Origin of the sequence: Micromonospora sp. HM134, assembly GCF_007833915.1 — a bacterium.
GTDB lineage: Bacteria > Actinomycetota > Actinomycetes > Mycobacteriales > Micromonosporaceae > Micromonospora > Micromonospora wenchangensis.
In genome coordinates, this window is sequence record NZ_CP041061.1 from 2,798,626 (window position 1) to 2,813,971 (window position 15,346).

The window sequence follows — 15,346 nt, forward strand, 5'->3', positions numbered from 1 at the left end:
AACAACCATGAAAACACTGGTCAAAAGCCTGCTCCGCAGCCACGAGATCCGCCGACACACCGCCGCACCGGCCGACCGGCTCCACCCGCCCACGCGTCCCGACCCGAACGGATGGTTCTGCGTGGCCTTCTCCGACGAGGTCCGCCCCGGAACCATCACCACCCGCCCACTCATGGGCGGCGAGGTCGTCGTCTACCGCACCCCTCGCGGGTTGCTGCGCGCGGTCCGCCCCCGCTGCCCCCACCTCGGGGCGCACCTGGGCGTCGGCAGCACCCTCGACGGTGAGGAGATCGTCTGTCCCTTCCACCGGTTCGCCTTCGACCCCTCCGGGGCCTGCGTACGGACCGGATACGACCTGCCGCCGCCCAAGGCGACCCTGACCCAGTTCCCGGTCTGCGAGGCCAACGGATCGATCTACGTGTGGTGGCACGCGCTCGGCCTCGCACCACAGTGGCAGGTGCCGGACTTCGGCATGGACGACCGGCAACCCTTCAGCCACGACACCTTCGACATCGCCGGCCACCCGCAGGACGTCATCGAGAACGCCTTCGACTGGGGTCACCTCCCGGCGCTGCACGGACTGCGGGACCTGGTCATCGAGGGAACACCGGTGATGGGGGAGCCGATCAGCACGGTCACCGCCACCGCCCGGGGCACCGTCATGCGCCAGATCCGCCAGTCCTACACCCTCACCGTGATCGGACTGGCCACCATCGCGGCCCGCACCCGGTTGCCCAACGGCGCGGGCGACCTCCACGTCATGCTGCACGCCACCCCCACCACCCTGGGCCGGATCCACCTACGGTTCGGCACCAAGCTGGAACTGGCCGGTCTGCCGTTCCTGCCCGAACGGGCCGCCCGGGCCACGGCGATGCCCGTCGCCCGGCTGCTCAGTGCGATCGCCCAACGGGTCGCCTCCGTCGACACCGGCGCGGACCTGCTGATGTGGCACCACCAGGAGCACGTCGAACAGCCGAAGCTCGCCCGGGGGGACGGCCCGATCGGTCGCTACCGGCAGTGGGCACGACAGTTCTACACCGACCCCACCCCGCCCGGCGGCACCGCCACCGAGGCGACCACCGTCAACGGCTCCGCGCCCGTCAACGGGGCATCCATCGACGAGCGGAAGGCGGACCACTCCGAGGTGTGACCGCAGCCGCCGTGGCCCGCGAACCGGGCCGGGCAACGAAGGGAGACCCAGGTGACGGGGCAGAACCCAACGCCGGACACCACGCCACGACTGGCGGTGCTCGGCGCGGGCGTGATGGGAACGGGCATCGCCGCACTGGCCGTCGGGCACGGCATCGCCGTGTCGATCATCGACGTCGACCGGCGGCGGCTGGCCGAGGCCCCCGCCCGCGTCGACCGGCACGTCCGCACCGCCCGACTGATGGGAGCCCTACCGCAGGACGTACGACCTGCCCCGCTCGACGTCGGACCGTCCCTCACGGACGTCCCGACCGGGCGGACCAGCACCCTCACCGCCGTGGTCGAGGCGGTCACCGAGGACCCGTACGCCAAGGCGAAGGTCCTCGCGGACGTCTCCGCCCTGGTCACACCCGGCACGCCGGTGGTGTCCAACACCTCGTCCATCCCCATCGACGAACTCGCCCGGTCGGTGGCGCGACCGGAGGACCTGATCGGCAGCCACTTCATGAACCCGCCCTACCTGATCCGCACCGTCGAGGTGATCCGGGGCCCACGCACCGGCCCGCACACCCTGGACGCGGCACGCCGGCTGCTCGCCGCCCTGCGCCGGGAACCGGTGGTGGTCCAGGACGCCCCCGGCTTCGTCACCAGCCGCATCCTGCACCCGATGATCAATACTGCGGTCCGGGTGGTGGCCGCCGGCACGGCCAGCGTCGAATCCGTCGACCGACTCCTACAGGGATGTCTGGGCCATCCCACCGGCCCGCTGCGCACCGCCGACCTCATCGGCCTGGACAACCTGGTCGACTCCCTGTGGGTGCTGCACGAACGGACCGGCGACGAGAACTGCCGCCCCTGCGAGCTGCTGCTGACCAAGGTCCGGGCCGGACACCTCGGCCGCAAGAGCGGGCAGGGGTTCTACCACTACGAGGGAGACCTGCGATGACTGTGCCATCTGACCAGGACGTGTCGGACACCGGTAACCGTGTCGACACCGTCGCACCGGAGCTGGCGCGCTTCCTGACGGCACGCACCGGGCGGTCCTGGCCACCGGACGAGGACCTCTTCGCCACCGGCGGGCTGTCGTCGCTGTTCGCGATGGAACTGGTGGTGCACCTGGAGCAGACGTACGGGGTCACCGTGCGCGGCACCGACCTGAGGCTGGACAACTTCCGCACGTTACGCCGGATGGTGGCCCTGGTCGACCGGCTCCGCACCGGCGAACCCGGCGACCATGGCGCCTGAAACCACCACCGCACCCGCCGTCACCCCCGCCGACGCCGCCACGATCGTCGCCCGCCTGGTCGGGGACCGGGCAGGCGACTGGGACCGGGCGGGCCGGATACCCACGGAGGTGCTGCGCGAACTCCACTCCGCCGGCCTGCTCGCCCCCCAGGTCCCCACCGGCTACGGCGGACCAGGCTGGAACAGCCTGGACACGGGCCAGTTCACCGCCCAGGTCGGCAGCCTGTGCAGCTCCCTGCGCAGCGTCATGACCTCCCAGGGCATGGCGGCCTGGACCGTCGAGCGGTTGGCCGACCGGACCCAGGCCGGATCGCTGCTGCCCCGCCTGGCCTCCACGGACATGGCCGCCGTCGCCTTCACCGAACCGCAGGCGGGCAGCGACCTGTCGGCCATGACCACCACCGTCACCGTCACCGGCGACACCCTGCGGCTGCACGGCCACAAGGTGTGGGTGACCGCCGCCGACCACGCCGACCTGCTCCTGACCTTCGCCCGACTCGGCGACCAGGCAGCCGTGGTCGTGGTGCCCCGGGCCACCCCCGGGGTCCGGGTGCGCCGGCGGGCGGAGCCGCTGGGATGCCGGGCGGCAGGACACGCCGACGTGTGGTTCGACGCGGTACGGCTGCCGACCAGCAGCCTGCTCGGCGCCGGCGGACAGTCGATGTCCCTGCTGGTGACCACGGCGCTGAGCTACGGCCGGATATCGGTCGCCTGGGGGTGCGTGGGGATCCTGCGCGCCTGTCTGTCGGCGGCGACCGGGCACGCCGGTACCCGCCACCAGTTCGGCCGCCCACTGGCCCGACATCAGCTCGTCGCCCGCCACCTGGCCGACCTGTGGTCCGCCGAGCAGGTCGCCACCCGCCTGTGCGAGCACGCCAGCCGCTGCTGGGACACCGGCTCGCCCGACGTGGTCACCGCCACCGTCCTGGCCAAGTACGTCAGCTCCCGCAACGCCACCCGGGCGGCCGCCGACGCGGTCCAGGTCCTCGCGTCGGCCGGTGCCGTCGACGGACACCCGGTCGCCCGCGCGTACCGCGACGCCAAGCTCATGGAAATCATCGAGGGCAGCACCGAGATGTGTCAGCTGATGCTGGCCGACCACGCGGTCAACCGCCGATGATCCCGCCGCCATCCCGGACACCCACCCCGTCGTTCCCCACCGCCGACGAACGCCAGCCCGAAGGAGTCGACGTGACCCACGAGGTCCCGACGGTCCCACCCACGACCGTGAAGTGCCTGGTCTGGGACCTCGACGACACCCTCTGGCAGGGTGTCCTGCTGGAGGATGAACAGGTCGTGCTCCCCGACCCGATCCGCGCCGTGATCACCGGGCTGGACGCCCGGGGCATCCTCCAGTCGGTGTGCAGCCGCAACGACCACGAACCGGCCTGGGCCCGGCTCCGTGCGCTCGGCGTCGCCGAGTACTTCGTGGCACCGCAGATCGGATGGGGACGCAAGTCCGACGCCGTCCGGCGCATCGCCGACCACCTGGGCTTCGCGCTCGGCACCATCGCCTTCATCGACGACCAGCCGGCCGAACGCGCCGAGGTCGCCTTCCACCTCCCGCAGGTACGCTGCTACGACGCCGGTACGGCCACCACTTTGCTGGACCGCCCCGAGTTCACTCCGACGTCGGTGACCGTGGACGCCCGCCGTCGCCGGCAGATGTACCAGGCCGGCCAGCGGCGGGCCGACGAGCAGGCCCGGTTCACCGGCCCGGCACAGGACTTCCTCCGCTCGCTGGAACTGGTGATGCGCATCCGGCGGGCCGACGCCGCGACCCTGTCCCGGGTCGAGGAACTGACCCTACGGACCAGCCAGATGAACGCGACAGGCGTGCACTACCCCGACCGGACGCTGCGGACCCTGATGGCCGACCCCCGCTACGAGGTCCTGGTCACGACGCTGACCGACCGGTTCGGGCCGCACGGCGCGGTCGGCGTGCTGGTTCTGGAGAAGCACCCCGGGGTGTGGCACCTGCGGCTGCTCGCCACCTCCTGCCGGGTGGTGTCCTTCGGCACCGGCACGGTCCTGCTGACCTGGCTGGTGGACCAGGCCGCCCGCGCCGGGGTGCACCTGATCGCCGACTTCCGACCCAACGACCGCAACCGGATGATGGAGGTCGCCTACCGGTTCGCCGGCTTCGACGAGGAGCCCTGCGCGTGCCGCGACCGCATCGCCGTCGACGCCGACCGCGCCGTCCAGCGACTGCACCTGGTGGCGCGCCGGCAACCCGCGCCGTCGGCGTTCCACCTGACCGCCCCCGACCTGGCCGGCCCGGCATCCGTCAGCGCGGTTTGACCGCCCACACCCGGCCTCCACCGACCCGACAGCGGTGGGGGAGTCAGGGTGATGCCGTCGGCCATCGAAGCAGACACGCGCCCCCGTTGGGCGTCCCGGACCACGGCGGTGATCCGGACCCCGACGGTGTCCGCGTCACCGGCGGCCGGGTCGACCTGCGGCGCAGCAGGCTCAGGCGCGGCCGATGGACGGTCGAGCCGTTGGGCGGGCTGATCAACCGTTCCGGCGTTCGAGCTCGTCCCAGCGGGCGAGCAGTGCCCTGCGGTAGGCCCGGGCCCGGGCGAGCAGCACGCTCGCCACGACGGTCAGGGCCACGCCGAGACCGCCGACAGCGAGAATGCCCACGGGCCCGGCACGCATGACGGCGACACTCACCATGCCGACCGTCATCAGGACGCTGAAGGTGACCGCGAGCCAGGCGGCGATCACCCGGTCGACAGCGAACAGCGGGCGGCGGGCCAACGCCCAGCCCGCGAACCCGGCCCACGCCATCCCGACACCGATCATCGCGACGAACGCGATCCTGGTCCGTAGCGGCAACTCGCCGGGTTCGGTGGCCAGCAGCAGGCCGATGGTCACGGCTGCGGCCAGGCCACCGAACCCGGCCACGAGGAGGCCGACGCGTCGCGGCAGCGACAGCCCCCGCATGACGTCGTCAGGGCCGTACGAGGGTCCCTCGGTCATCCCGAATATCCCTTCTCAATCATGTGGTCACGCAGCATCCGGCGTGCGCGGAACAACCGGGACTTCACCGTCCCCACCGGGACTGCCAGCACCTGCGAACACTCCTCCAACGCCAGGTCGTAGAGATAGAACAAGATCAGCACCTCACGTTCGCAGACGGGCAAGCCGGCCAGGCCGTCAATGACCTGCGCCTGGTCCAACACCGCGGCGACGTCGTCGTGCCCCACCTGCTCACCGTCGGGCGGATCGGCTCGGCGGTACGTGTCCCGCAGGTGATCCATCACCGAACGCCGAGCGATCGTGAACAGCCACGGCGCGAACCGATCCGGCTCCTTGAGGGCCGGCAGAGCCTTCAGCACACCAGCCCACACCTCCTGGCTCACATCGTCGGCCAGGCCGGCCCGGTCGAGCATGCGCCGCACATAACGCCATACCGGCTCGTGCCAGTACCCGACCAGCTCGGCCAGCGACCGTCGGTCTCCCAGCTGCGCCCGCACAACGAGTAGTGCGTCGCGTCTGACCCGATCCACATCGTCTCCGCCCGTATCGCCCACCACACCCTTACAGTCGCCCGGCAGGCCGCCGAGGTTCACGGCATCCGCTCGTCGCCCAGGTGCAGCGCGGGCCGTGTCGCACGGCTGCGCCGCCGCGTGCTCACCGATCGGTTCTCGATGCGGTCGACGCCTGCCCCCACATCGCGACCGACTTTGTTGCAAGCACTCGATCTTCTGGAACAACCTCTCCCCGCACGGCGGCGACCGCCCCGACGGGGAGTTGGCGGCGGCGATCGAGGAGCACTTCGGCTCGTTCGAGGGCTTCGCGGGGCAACTGTCGGCGGCGACCAAGAGCGTGCAGGGCTCCGGCTGGGGCGTCCTCGCGTGGGAGCCGCTCGGTCAGCGCCTGATCGTCGAGCAGGTGTACGACCACCACGGCAACGTCGGGCAGGGCTCGACGCCGCTGCTGGTCTTCGACGCCTGGGAGCACGCCTACTACCTGCAGTACCGCAACGTCCGCCCGGACTACGTCGACCGGCTGTGGGGCCTGGTCGACTGGGCCGACGTGACCGCCCGCTTCGACGCCGCCCGCGCCACGGGTCCCACGCTCTGAACCCGGTGAGCGCACCCACCCCCGCCGCAGCGGAGCTGGTCCAACGCGCCGCCGGGGTCATCGCCGCCACCCACCGCGGCGACCACGCCGGCGCGGAGGAACTCCTCGCCGCGTTCTCCGGCGAGCAGGCCAGAACCCTCGGTTTCTACCTGCTCGCCGACCTCGCGCTCGGCCTGGTCCGGGCCGGCAGCGGGCAGTCCATGGACGAACTGGTACGGGAGCTGTCCTTACTCGTGGCGAACACCGCCGGTCAACCACCGCCGGCTGCGGCCTGACAGCGGCTGTTCCGCTCCGCCGTGGTGGAAGCCGTCGCCCTGCCGTCGCGGAGGGCCCGAACCCCGAGGACGATCAGATACGCCGCCCCGGCCCAGCGGATCGCGGCGAACAACACCGGCGACGCGGAGACCACTGCGGCGAGACCACAGACCACCGTCGCCACATGTACCGCCTCGCCCGGCCGCGACCCCGAGCGCGGCGACCGCGCCGGCCCGGGCGCCGTAGCGGGTCGCGTTGGCCAGGACGAACATCATGTCCGGCCCAGGAGTGACCATGAGGACGGCGATGGCGGCAAGGTAGCCGGCCAGGGTGGCCACGGACAGCCCGAGCACCACTCAGCCCTCCTCAGCACCGTCGAGCAACGCCCGCCGAAGAGCGAGCCGGTGCTCCCGCCGGATCTGCGCCTCCCGGTAACGACGCCGGTCACCATCGGTCTCCGGCAGCAGCGGCGGCACGGCTCGCGGCTGACCGTCGTCGTCGACGGCGACCATCACCAGGTGGGCGGTGGCCACGTCCACCGGCGGTACCGCCCGGTCCCAACGGTCCGCGCTGACCTTGACGGCGACCTCCATCGAGCTGCGGCCGGCCCAGGTGATCCGGGCATCGACGTGCACGACGTCGCCGACCCGTACGGCCCGTAGGAAGGCGGTCTCGTCGATGGCGGCGGTGACCGCCGGGCCGTCGGAGTGTCGGGCGGCGACCACTCCGGCGACGGAGTCGATGAGGTTGAGGATCCGACCGCCGTGGACGGTGCCCATCAGGTTGGTGTGGTGCTGGTCCATGATCTGCGACAGGGTCAGCCGTGACGCCGACGGGGGCCGGCCGGTGAGTGTGGTGCTCTCGTGCATGGTTCATCCGTCCTCGGGAAGCACACCGACCGACCAGCCGGCACGCACGTCGAGGACACACCGCAGCGCATCACCCGCCCGACCCGCCCGCGAGGTCGACGGCAGCGCACCCACCTCGTGGATGCGCAGCGCGGGCAGGTCTTCGGACTCGTGGGCGTGACCCGGACACCCCGGATCTCCTACTGGCCGTCGCTTCCCAGGCCGTGCGGCCCAGTGCTGATGACGGCGGTCGTTCCCACTCACCGCTGCGGGGCAGTCCCGGATTCCCACCGGGTTCCCTCTTACGACGCCCAGGCGTGACGAACGTCCGGGCGAACCAGCGCCAGCAACAGCCTATCCGCGACCGGTCAGTCCACCAGCCGCTCCGGGGCCTGATGTGACCCACCTCCCTGACCGCCCGCCTCGGCGGTGGCGGACGGACCCGGGTCCGGTCGCACCGCACCCCGCCGGCTGCGGCGCGGGTGCGGCCAAAGGTGACGGGTGCGCCGAACGCGGCCCGCCGGGCGGCCCGCCGCAGTCCGGCCAGCACCGCCGGGCCGGCCAGCACGACCGCCACCGCCGTCGTGATCGCCCGCCCGGTGTCCCAGCCGAACGTCGAGGTGACGGCCGTGGACGGCGACCTTCTGAGGGCGGGTCGACCATCGGCGACAGCACGACATCCGGTGCTGCGTGCGACCGCACCGCCCCTGCCGAGTTCTTGCGACTCAGCAAAAGGAGACTCCGGTGCAAGCGTCACCAGCGCAAGGGCCCCATCGGTCATCCTCCGGTGCCGCGACTGCGGGCATCATCGAGGAACCAGCCGAGCGGACCGGCCAGTTAGACGCCCTGAACAAACTGCTCAGCGACATCCGGCAGATCCTCGACGCCACGCAGAGCTGCTGCGCGGCCCGGCGTGACGCCGACAGACGGATCAGGGAGCTGACAGACACCCAACGGACCTGACAACCGTCGACCGTTTCCGGACCGACACCGCGCCACGCACTCCGATGATCTCCCGAGCCGCTCGATCTTGCCGGCGGACCGGAGAGGCCGGTCTACTCGACGCGCTGTTCCGGGCGGATCCCGCAGGTCCGCCCGGAACAGTCCGATCAGCTCGCGCGGACCTCGGCGGCGGCGGCGACGAGGTGTCGGAGGGTCGCCTCGACCTCGGGATAGGTGCGGGTCTTCAGGCCGCAGTCCGGGTTGACCCACAGCCGTCGGGCGGGCACGGCCGTGACGGCCCGGCGGAGCGCGTCGACCACCTCGTGGTGGGGTGGGATGCGGGGCGAGTGGATGTCCCACACCCCGGGGCCGACGCCCCGGCGGTAACCGATCGCGGCCAGGTCGTCGAGAACCTCCATTTTCGACCGGGACGCCTCGATGCTGGTGACGTCGGCGTCGAGCGCGTCGATGGCGGTGATCACCTCACCGAACTCGCTGTAGCACAGGTGGGTGTGGATCTGAGTGTCGTCGGCGACGCCGCCGGTGGCCAGCCGGAACGCGCCGACCGCCCAGTCCAGATAGGCCTTCTGGTCGGCCCGACGCAGCGGCAGGGTCTCGCGGAGGGCGGGTTCGTCGACCTGGATGATCCGGATGCCGGCGGCCTCCAGATCGTGGCATTCGTCGCGCAGCGCGAGTGCCACCTGGTCGGCGGTGTCGGCCAGGGGCTGGTCGGTGCGGACGAACGACCAGGCCAGGATGGTGACCGGGCCGGTGAGCATGCCCTTGACCGGACGGTCGGTCAGCGACTGGGCGTAGGTGGACCACGCGACGGTCATCGGTGCCCGGCGGGCCACGTCACCGTGGATGATCGGCGGTCGGACGCAACGGGACCCGTAGGACTGCACCCATCCGTGGGTGGTGGCGGCGAAACCGTCGAGTTGTTCGCCGAAGTACTGGACCATGTCGTTGCGTTCCGGCTCGCCGTGCACCAGCACGTCCAGGCCCAGCCGTTCCTGCAACCGGATGACCTGCTCCACCTCGGCGCGTATCCGCTGCGTGTAGCCGGCGTCGTCGAGAGTGCCGGCGCGGTGCGCGGCGCGGGCCCGGCGCAGCTCGGCGGTCTGCGGGAACGAACCGATCGTGGTGGTCGGCAGGTCCGGTAGCGTCAGCCGTTCCTGCTGGCGGGCGGCCCGCCCGGCGTAGTCGCCACGGTGCCGGTCGGCAGGGCGCAACGCCGCCAACCGGCCGCGCACGTCGTCGTGCCGCCACGCCGGCGGGGCGGGCGGCAACGGGGCCGGCAGGCTGGTGGTGCCGTCGCGTAGCGCCCGCCCGAGCAGGACCACCTCGTCGACCTTCTGCCGGGCGAACGCGAGCCGCGCGGACAACTCCGGGTCGAGGTGGGTCTCGGCCGACAGGTCGACCGGCACGTGTAGCAGCGAACAGGAGGTGGACACCGCCACGTGGTCGGCCAGTCCGGCGACCGTGGCACCGGCGGCGACGGCCGCCCGCAGATCCGTGCGCCAGATGTTGCGTCCGTCGACCAGGCCGGCGACGACGGTCGTGCCGCGCAGGGGACCGGCGGCGGCGAGCCGGTGCAGGTTGCCCGGGCCGGCGACCAGGTCCAGGCCGATCGCCTCGACCGGGGTGTCCAGCAGGGCCGGCAGGGCGTCGCCGAGGTCACCGAAGTAGGTGGCGACGAAGATCCGGGGACGGTGTGGCAGTTCCCCGAGACGTCGGTAGGCGTGCCGCAGGCCGTCGATCTCGGCCGTGGTGCGGTCGGCGACGTAGGCGGGTTCGTCCAGTTGGACCCAGGCCACGCCCGCGTCGGCCAGGGCGGTGAGGATCCGGGCGTACGTGTCGACCAGGTCGTCGAGCCGGGCGAACGGATCGTCGCCCTTGGCCAGCAGCAGGAAGGTGGCCGGACCCACCAGCACCGGTCGGGTGGCGATGCCCAGGTCACGTGCCTGCGCGTACTCGCTCAGCGCCTTCGCCGGGTCCGCCGCGAACACGGTGTCGGGCTCGATCTCCGGCACCAGGTAGTGGTAGTTGGTGTCGAACCACTTGGTGAGTTCCAGCGCTGGTGCGGCATCGACACCACGGGCCATGGCGAAGTAGGTGTCGAGTCGACCGAGGCCGAGCCGGGCGAACCGGCGGGGGACCGCCCCCACCGCGACGGCGGTGTCGAGCATGTGGTCGTAGTAGGAGAACGTGTTGGACGGGATCGCATCGAGGCGGGCGTCGCGCAGCGTCCGCCACACCTCGGCCCGCAGCCCGACGGCCACGGCCTCCAACTCGGTGGCGTCCAGCGTGCCGGCCCAGTACGCCTCGACGGCCTTCTTCCACTCGCGGTGGGCGCCGATACGGGGATAGCCGAGCACGGTGCTCTGCCCGAATGAGGTGGTCACAGATGGTCCTTCCCTCGCGGTGTCCGACGACCACCCGAGAGGAAGACGGATACGCCACGGCGTAACCGGCATTCCGCCCTGGCCCTCCCGAGAGGCCGCCGACGGCGCGCACCGGCGGCACGCGCAGCGCTGGCAGGTCTTCGGACTCGTGGGCGTGACACAGGGTCGCCTACTGGCCGTCGCTTCCCAGACCTTGCGGTCCAGTGCTTCGTTGACGGCGGTCGTTCCCACTCACCGCTGCGGGGCAGTCCCGGTCTCACACCGGGTTCCCTCTTACGACGTCTCACCCGCGCACGGGAGAGACGAACCAGCACTGCCCGCGATCCTACGGGCACCACGACGATGCCTCGGCCCGGGGTGCGGATCAGAAGGTCAGGAGTTCGACTCTGCTGGGACAGGGGCGTTCGGTTTGCCGTCCAGTACGCAGTTCCGCATTGCGCTTCCGTGCATCACTGCTCAGGAGCGGGTTCGGGGCGACTCCCGGGAAGTCGGCCCGACGCCGAGTGACTCCCGACTCAGGTCGGGCCCTCCGGGCGGGTCTTCACGCGGATGCCATCCCGCTGTCACCTTCCATCGAGGATGATGATTGCATCTGTCGTCGATGGTGACCGGGAGGCGTGGCATGTCAGGACCGACCACGAAGACGTCCGGGCCGGCCCGGCCCCGGGTGCGTGCCGTGACCTTGGCACTAGCCACGTTCGTCGGCGCAGCCCTCTCGGCGGGCATCGGGGGGACGGCGTCGGCGACGCCGCCGGGGATCCCGTCGAAGGCGACCGCGCAGGCGCAGCTCAACGCCCTCACCGTCGCCGCCGAGGGCTCCACCAGCGGCTACTCCCGGGACCTGTTCCCGCACTGGATCACCGTCAGCGGCAGCTGTGACACCCGTGAGCAGATCCTCAAACGCGACGGCACGTCGGTCGTGGTCAACTCCTCCTGCCAGGCCACGTCGGGGCGCTGGTACAGCCCGTACGACGGGGCGACCTGGACCGCCGCGTCGGACGTGGACATCGACCACGTGGTCCCTCTGGCGGAGGCGTGGCGCTCCGGGGCGAGTTCCTGGACGACCAGCCGCCGGCAGAGCTTCGCCAACGACCTGTCCGGCCCGCAGCTGATCGCGGTGACCGACAACGTCAACCAGTCCAAGAGCGACCAGGACCCCTCCACGTGGCAGCCTCCCCTGTCGTCGTACCGGTGCACCTACAGCAAAATGTGGATCACCGTGAAGTACACCTGGGGCCTGCGGCTGCAATCGTCGGAGAAGTCCGCCCTACAGACCATGCTCAACACCTGCTCCTCCTGACCGCCCGCCCGATCAGCGGCTGCGTCGGGCAACGCACCGGGTGACCGGAGCGGCAACGTGCAGGGGGGCCGGCAGTCCCGCCGAGGGCTTCGGGGAAGCCGCTCACCGTGGCGACACCTCGACCTGACCAGGACCCGCAGCACCCCCGCCACCCCGATGTCCTAGGACGCTTTAGGAGTGCCGCTCCTCAGCGGCCAGGCCAACGCCTGCCTGACGGACATCGTCACCGCGTACCTGGTGCACGGGCACCTGCCGAAGCACGACACGGCCTGCCAACAGCGCCGCTGGCGCGTCCCTCCGGTAACTGCCGACACGACAGCCGTTCACCGACCGGGCGGCTGCCCGGTGGTGCCCGCGGCCTCCGGCTCCGCGGTGTCCCGCGCCGGGCCGGCCGCGGCGTCCGGGCTCGCGGCGGTCTGCAACTGGTACGACCGGTAGGTCAGCCAGAGCGCGACCAGCCCGGCGACGGCTGCCGCCACGCTGGCGATCTGGTCGGCCAGGTCCGGGCCGAGCGCCAACACCCCGACGACGATGACCAGGACCGCCAGCCCGCCGAGCGCCACCGTGCGGACCTGCTGCCTGGCCAGGTGTGCCGTCCAACGGCGCGGAATCACCCTGATCACCAACTCCGCCAGGATGATCCCGGCCATCACCAGGATCGGCACCTGCCACGGCTCGACCTTCACGGACCCTCCTCCACCCGGTCTCCGGTCATGCGAGCGCCGCCTTCATGGCGGCGATGAACTCCGAGGTCAGGTCGGACTCACCGCGGAGCATCCGGGCGACGTGGTCGACGAAGACCTCGGCGAACGCGCGGTATCCCGGGTGCATCGGCCGGGGCCGGGCATTCTCCACCGCACCACGTAGTGCTTCCAGGTGCGGGATGACCGCCTGGAGGTTCCTGTCGTTGTAGGCCTCGGCCAGGGTCGGGGCGAAGCCGTGCCCGGCGAGGACCTTCTGGGCTGCGGTGCCGGTCATGAAGTTGATGAACCGGAGGGCCTGGTCGGGGTGGGGACAGGCACGCGCCAGGGCGAGGCTCTGGCCGCCGAGCACCCCGGACGTCAGCGGGTACACCTTGATCTTCCCGGCCAGCAGGTCAGGGTCTTTACGCTGCTGGAGTTCGCGGTACTTCACCGGCCAGTTGCGCATGAACGTCGGCCGGCCCTCCACGAACGTGTCCAGGCTGGCGTTCTCGTCGCTGGAGCGATTGACCTTCCCGGCCACGATGGCCGCCTGCAACGGTTGTAGCGCTCTCTGCCAGGGTTTCAGCTCGAACAGGATCTCACCGGTCGCGCTGAGCAGGTCAGTGTTCACCGACAGCGCGTGCTCCAGGATGTTGACCAGGAAACCCTCGTTGTAGTTGGACGAGTTGGGGCGCAGTTGGCCGACGAACGAGCCCTTGTCGGCAAGGGTGCCGAGGACCGTCGACAAGTTCACCACATCGGGCTGCTCGGTCCCGGGGTCGCGCCAGAACAGCATGCCGACATCGGTGTTGAGCGGCGCGGCCCAGTAGCTGTTCGAGGTGTCGTCGACCTGGTGGAGATCCTTCACCGACGTCAGGAAGTTCGGGTCGGTCAACCGGATCGGGGTGATCAGCTTCTGCGCGGCGAACTCGGGGATGTCGACGACGTCCAGGTTGAGGATGTCGGCACTGCCATTGCGGGCCGCCGTCAACAGCCTCGTGCGTTCATCGCCTGATCCACCCTCGACCTCGTCGGTGAACCGGGCCGGGGTATCGGGGTTGGCCTGGTTCCACATGTCCATCAGCAGCTTCCGTGCCCCGGTGGGGTCGGCCCCGGTGGCGAGCCGAAGCTCCACCGGTGGCGGGCGGTGTCCGCCCGGCAGCAGGTAGACCGCCGAAGCGCTCACTGCGCCGCAGGTCAGCACCCCGCTGAGAAAGGAGCGCCGCGAGTACTGCTCGGGCATGGTGCGGACTCCTTCGATCCAGGCCGGTCACACGTACGCAACGAGTCATTCATCACGTTACGCTTTGGCGCTGATAAATGCCGGGCCGGGCGGGAGCGGTCGGCGAAGCTCGTACTGTCGGAAACCGGATCGAGCGGCAGGGACGGCATCGGTGACCCCATGTGCCGACGCAATTATCGGCACTGGGATATGCGGCGACGAGGCGGCGTTGTCGGACCGCCGGATCGGCGGGACACGTCACGCCACGTCGACCGGCCACCTTCTACCCGGCGCCCCACCAGGCCAGCAGACGCCGCGCGAAGGCGCGGGTCTCGACGTCGCCGACGGTCATCCCGAAGTGGCCGCGGATCTCAGCCGCCAGGTACCCGCTGAGATCCCCCGCGCCGGCACCGGCGGACAGCCTCGACAGCAGCGGTGCGATCAGGCAGTCGTACTCGTCGACGTTCGCCCGCAGGTCGTGGACGCCGATGAAATCCCAGGCGTTGAGCAGCCGGCGAAGGCCGGCCGTGCGCTGTGCTGCGCTGCCGTGGGCGAGGCTCGTGAGGTCACCCCCCGGCGAGGCCGGCACGCGGGACAGGTGGTCACGGCACAGCAGACGGACCGAATTCGCCAGTTCCCGGTTGCCACGTTCCCCGTCCTGATCCCACTCGTCGGCGAGCACGTGCAGGTCCGTGAACGGACTGTGTCGGATCTCGTCGAGATCCCCACGCTCGCAGACGAAGGCGGAAACACGCTCGCTGACGGTGCGTTCGTCGATCGCACCGTCGACCAGCCGTTGCGCCAGCGTGGCCAGCCAGGTGTCCGCGGCCTCCGCCGCGGACGGAACGCGTACGCCCATCTCGTCGAGGGCGGCGGGGAGCAGCTCGCCGATCAGTCGGGTGTCGGTGCCGTCGAGCCCGGCAACTTCCCGCAGGGCCGGCCCGTCGTGCCCGTCGGCGAGCCAGTCCGCCGCGTACCAGGGCATCCGCTCGACGACCATGCGGCCCAGCACGTACTCGGCGGCAACCAGGTCCGGCGGCCTGCTCACCGGCCGGTCGCTGTTCCCGCTCGACCGTGCGGATCGGCGTGAGTGTCGCTCTGCCATGCCCTATATCCCCTCCGAGCCGACACGTCGACCGCTCATGCCACATACGGTGCCAGTGCTGACCATCCCTCATCAATCGGCAGAGCCCTGACCTGCCCAC

The 15,346-nt window shown here is 71.0% G+C and carries 16 protein-coding genes, 1 pseudogene and 2 riboswitches; of the genes and pseudogenes, 8 read left to right on the plus strand and 9 right to left on the minus strand.

Annotated elements, in window-relative coordinates; genetic code table 11:
- Positions 1–7: 7 nt before the first annotated feature.
- From FJK98_RS12345 to FJK98_RS12365, 5 genes are all read left to right on the plus strand, one after another.
- Positions 8–1,150: a Rieske 2Fe-2S domain-containing protein gene (locus FJK98_RS12345; RefSeq protein ID WP_145919149.1), complete on the plus strand. Its 1,143-nt coding sequence runs from the start codon at positions 8–10 to the stop codon at positions 1,148–1,150.
- Positions 1,151–1,201: 51 nt separating this feature from the next.
- Positions 1,202–2,095 carry a 3-hydroxyacyl-CoA dehydrogenase family protein gene (locus FJK98_RS12350; protein WP_240762783.1) on the plus strand — a complete coding sequence of 298 codons (894 nt, stop codon included), beginning with the start codon at positions 1,202–1,204 and terminating at the stop codon, positions 2,093–2,095.
- On the plus strand, positions 2,092–2,394 hold the full coding sequence (locus FJK98_RS12355; RefSeq protein WP_145919150.1) for an acyl carrier protein: 303 nt from the start codon (positions 2,092–2,094) through the stop codon (positions 2,392–2,394). The genes FJK98_RS12350 and FJK98_RS12355 overlap by 4 nt, the downstream gene beginning before the upstream one ends.
- Positions 2,384–3,514: an acyl-CoA dehydrogenase family protein gene (locus FJK98_RS12360; RefSeq protein WP_145919151.1), complete on the plus strand. Its 1,131-nt coding sequence runs from the start codon at positions 2,384–2,386 to the stop codon at positions 3,512–3,514. The genes FJK98_RS12355 and FJK98_RS12360 overlap by 11 nt, the downstream gene beginning before the upstream one ends.
- Positions 3,515–3,585: 71 nt before the next feature.
- Positions 3,586–4,695 carry an HAD family hydrolase gene (locus FJK98_RS12365; RefSeq protein WP_240762785.1) on the plus strand — a complete coding sequence of 370 codons (1,110 nt, stop codon included), beginning with the start codon at positions 3,586–3,588 and terminating at the stop codon, positions 4,693–4,695.
- A 213-nt stretch (positions 4,696–4,908) separates the two neighbouring features.
- Here FJK98_RS12365 and FJK98_RS12370 read toward each other — a convergent pair whose 3' ends face one another.
- Together FJK98_RS12370 and FJK98_RS12375 are read right to left on the minus strand one after the other, a co-directional pair.
- Positions 4,909–5,379 carry a hypothetical protein gene (locus FJK98_RS12370; RefSeq protein WP_145919153.1) on the minus strand — a complete coding sequence of 157 codons (471 nt, stop codon included), beginning with the start codon at positions 5,377–5,379 and terminating at the stop codon, positions 4,909–4,911.
- On the minus strand, positions 5,376–5,972 hold the full coding sequence (locus tag FJK98_RS12375; RefSeq protein WP_240762787.1) for an RNA polymerase sigma factor: 597 nt from the start codon (positions 5,970–5,972) through the stop codon (positions 5,376–5,378). The genes FJK98_RS12370 and FJK98_RS12375 overlap by 4 nt, the downstream gene beginning before the upstream one ends.
- A gap of 181 nt (positions 5,973–6,153) precedes the next feature.
- Here FJK98_RS12375 and FJK98_RS12380 point away from each other — a divergent pair, with 181 nt between their 5' ends.
- Together FJK98_RS12380 and FJK98_RS12385 are read left to right on the plus strand one after the other, a co-directional pair.
- Positions 6,154–6,486, plus strand: a complete 333-nt coding sequence (locus FJK98_RS12380) for a Fe-Mn family superoxide dismutase (protein WP_240762789.1) — start codon at positions 6,154–6,156, stop codon at positions 6,484–6,486.
- Positions 6,487–6,491: 5 nt separating this feature from the next.
- The gene (locus FJK98_RS12385) at positions 6,492–6,761 is read left to right on the plus strand and encodes a superoxide dismutase (RefSeq protein ID WP_145919154.1); all 270 of its coding nucleotides are present in this window, start codon (positions 6,492–6,494) and stop codon (positions 6,759–6,761) included.
- Here the strand turns inward: FJK98_RS12385 and FJK98_RS33975 are convergent.
- The 4 genes and pseudogenes from FJK98_RS33975 to metE form a co-directional block, all read right to left on the minus strand.
- Positions 6,737–6,925, minus strand: a complete 189-nt coding sequence (locus FJK98_RS33975) for a LysE family transporter (protein ID WP_370517043.1) — start codon at positions 6,923–6,925, stop codon at positions 6,737–6,739. The two genes, FJK98_RS12385 and FJK98_RS33975, sit on opposite strands and share 25 nt — an antisense overlap.
- Positions 6,926–7,097: 172 nt before the next feature.
- On the minus strand, positions 7,098–7,610 hold the full coding sequence (locus FJK98_RS12395; protein WP_145919155.1) for an acyl-CoA thioesterase: 513 nt from the start codon (positions 7,608–7,610) through the stop codon (positions 7,098–7,100).
- 115 nt (positions 7,611–7,725) lie between these two features.
- A riboswitch (cobalamin riboswitch) is annotated at positions 7,726–7,946 on the minus strand.
- A 133-nt stretch (positions 7,947–8,079) separates the two neighbouring features.
- A pseudogene (locus FJK98_RS34810) lies at positions 8,080–8,220 on the minus strand (ECF transporter S component); the annotation flags it as partial.
- Positions 8,221–8,698: 478 nt separating this feature from the next.
- Positions 8,699–10,936: a 5-methyltetrahydropteroyltriglutamate--homocysteine S-methyltransferase gene (gene metE / locus FJK98_RS12405; RefSeq protein WP_145919156.1), complete on the minus strand. Its 2,238-nt coding sequence runs from the start codon at positions 10,934–10,936 to the stop codon at positions 8,699–8,701.
- Between the two features lie 113 nt (positions 10,937–11,049).
- Positions 11,050–11,263: riboswitch (cobalamin riboswitch) on the minus strand.
- 295 nt (positions 11,264–11,558) lie between these two features.
- On the opposite strand from metE, the gene FJK98_RS12410 reads away from it, so the two are divergent.
- A complete protein-coding gene (locus FJK98_RS12410; protein ID WP_145919157.1) occupies positions 11,559–12,236 on the plus strand; it encodes an HNH endonuclease family protein in 678 nt (225 codons plus the stop codon).
- A 323-nt stretch (positions 12,237–12,559) separates the two neighbouring features.
- Here the strand turns inward: FJK98_RS12410 and FJK98_RS12415 are convergent, their stop codons facing one another.
- The 3 genes from FJK98_RS12415 to FJK98_RS12425 all read right to left on the minus strand — a co-directional run bounded on the left by FJK98_RS12415 (position 12,560) and on the right by FJK98_RS12425 (position 15,189).
- The gene (locus tag FJK98_RS12415; protein WP_145919158.1) at positions 12,560–12,922 is read right to left on the minus strand and encodes a hypothetical protein; all 363 of its coding nucleotides are present in this window, start codon (positions 12,920–12,922) and stop codon (positions 12,560–12,562) included.
- A 25-nt stretch (positions 12,923–12,947) separates the two neighbouring features.
- Complete coding sequence (locus FJK98_RS12420; RefSeq protein WP_145919159.1) at positions 12,948–14,162, minus strand: extracellular solute-binding protein; 1,215 nt, start codon at positions 14,160–14,162, stop codon at positions 12,948–12,950.
- A 262-nt stretch (positions 14,163–14,424) separates the two neighbouring features.
- Positions 14,425–15,189: a hypothetical protein gene (locus tag FJK98_RS12425; protein WP_145919160.1), complete on the minus strand. Its 765-nt coding sequence runs from the start codon at positions 15,187–15,189 to the stop codon at positions 14,425–14,427.
- Between the last annotated feature and the right edge of the window lie 157 nt (positions 15,190–15,346).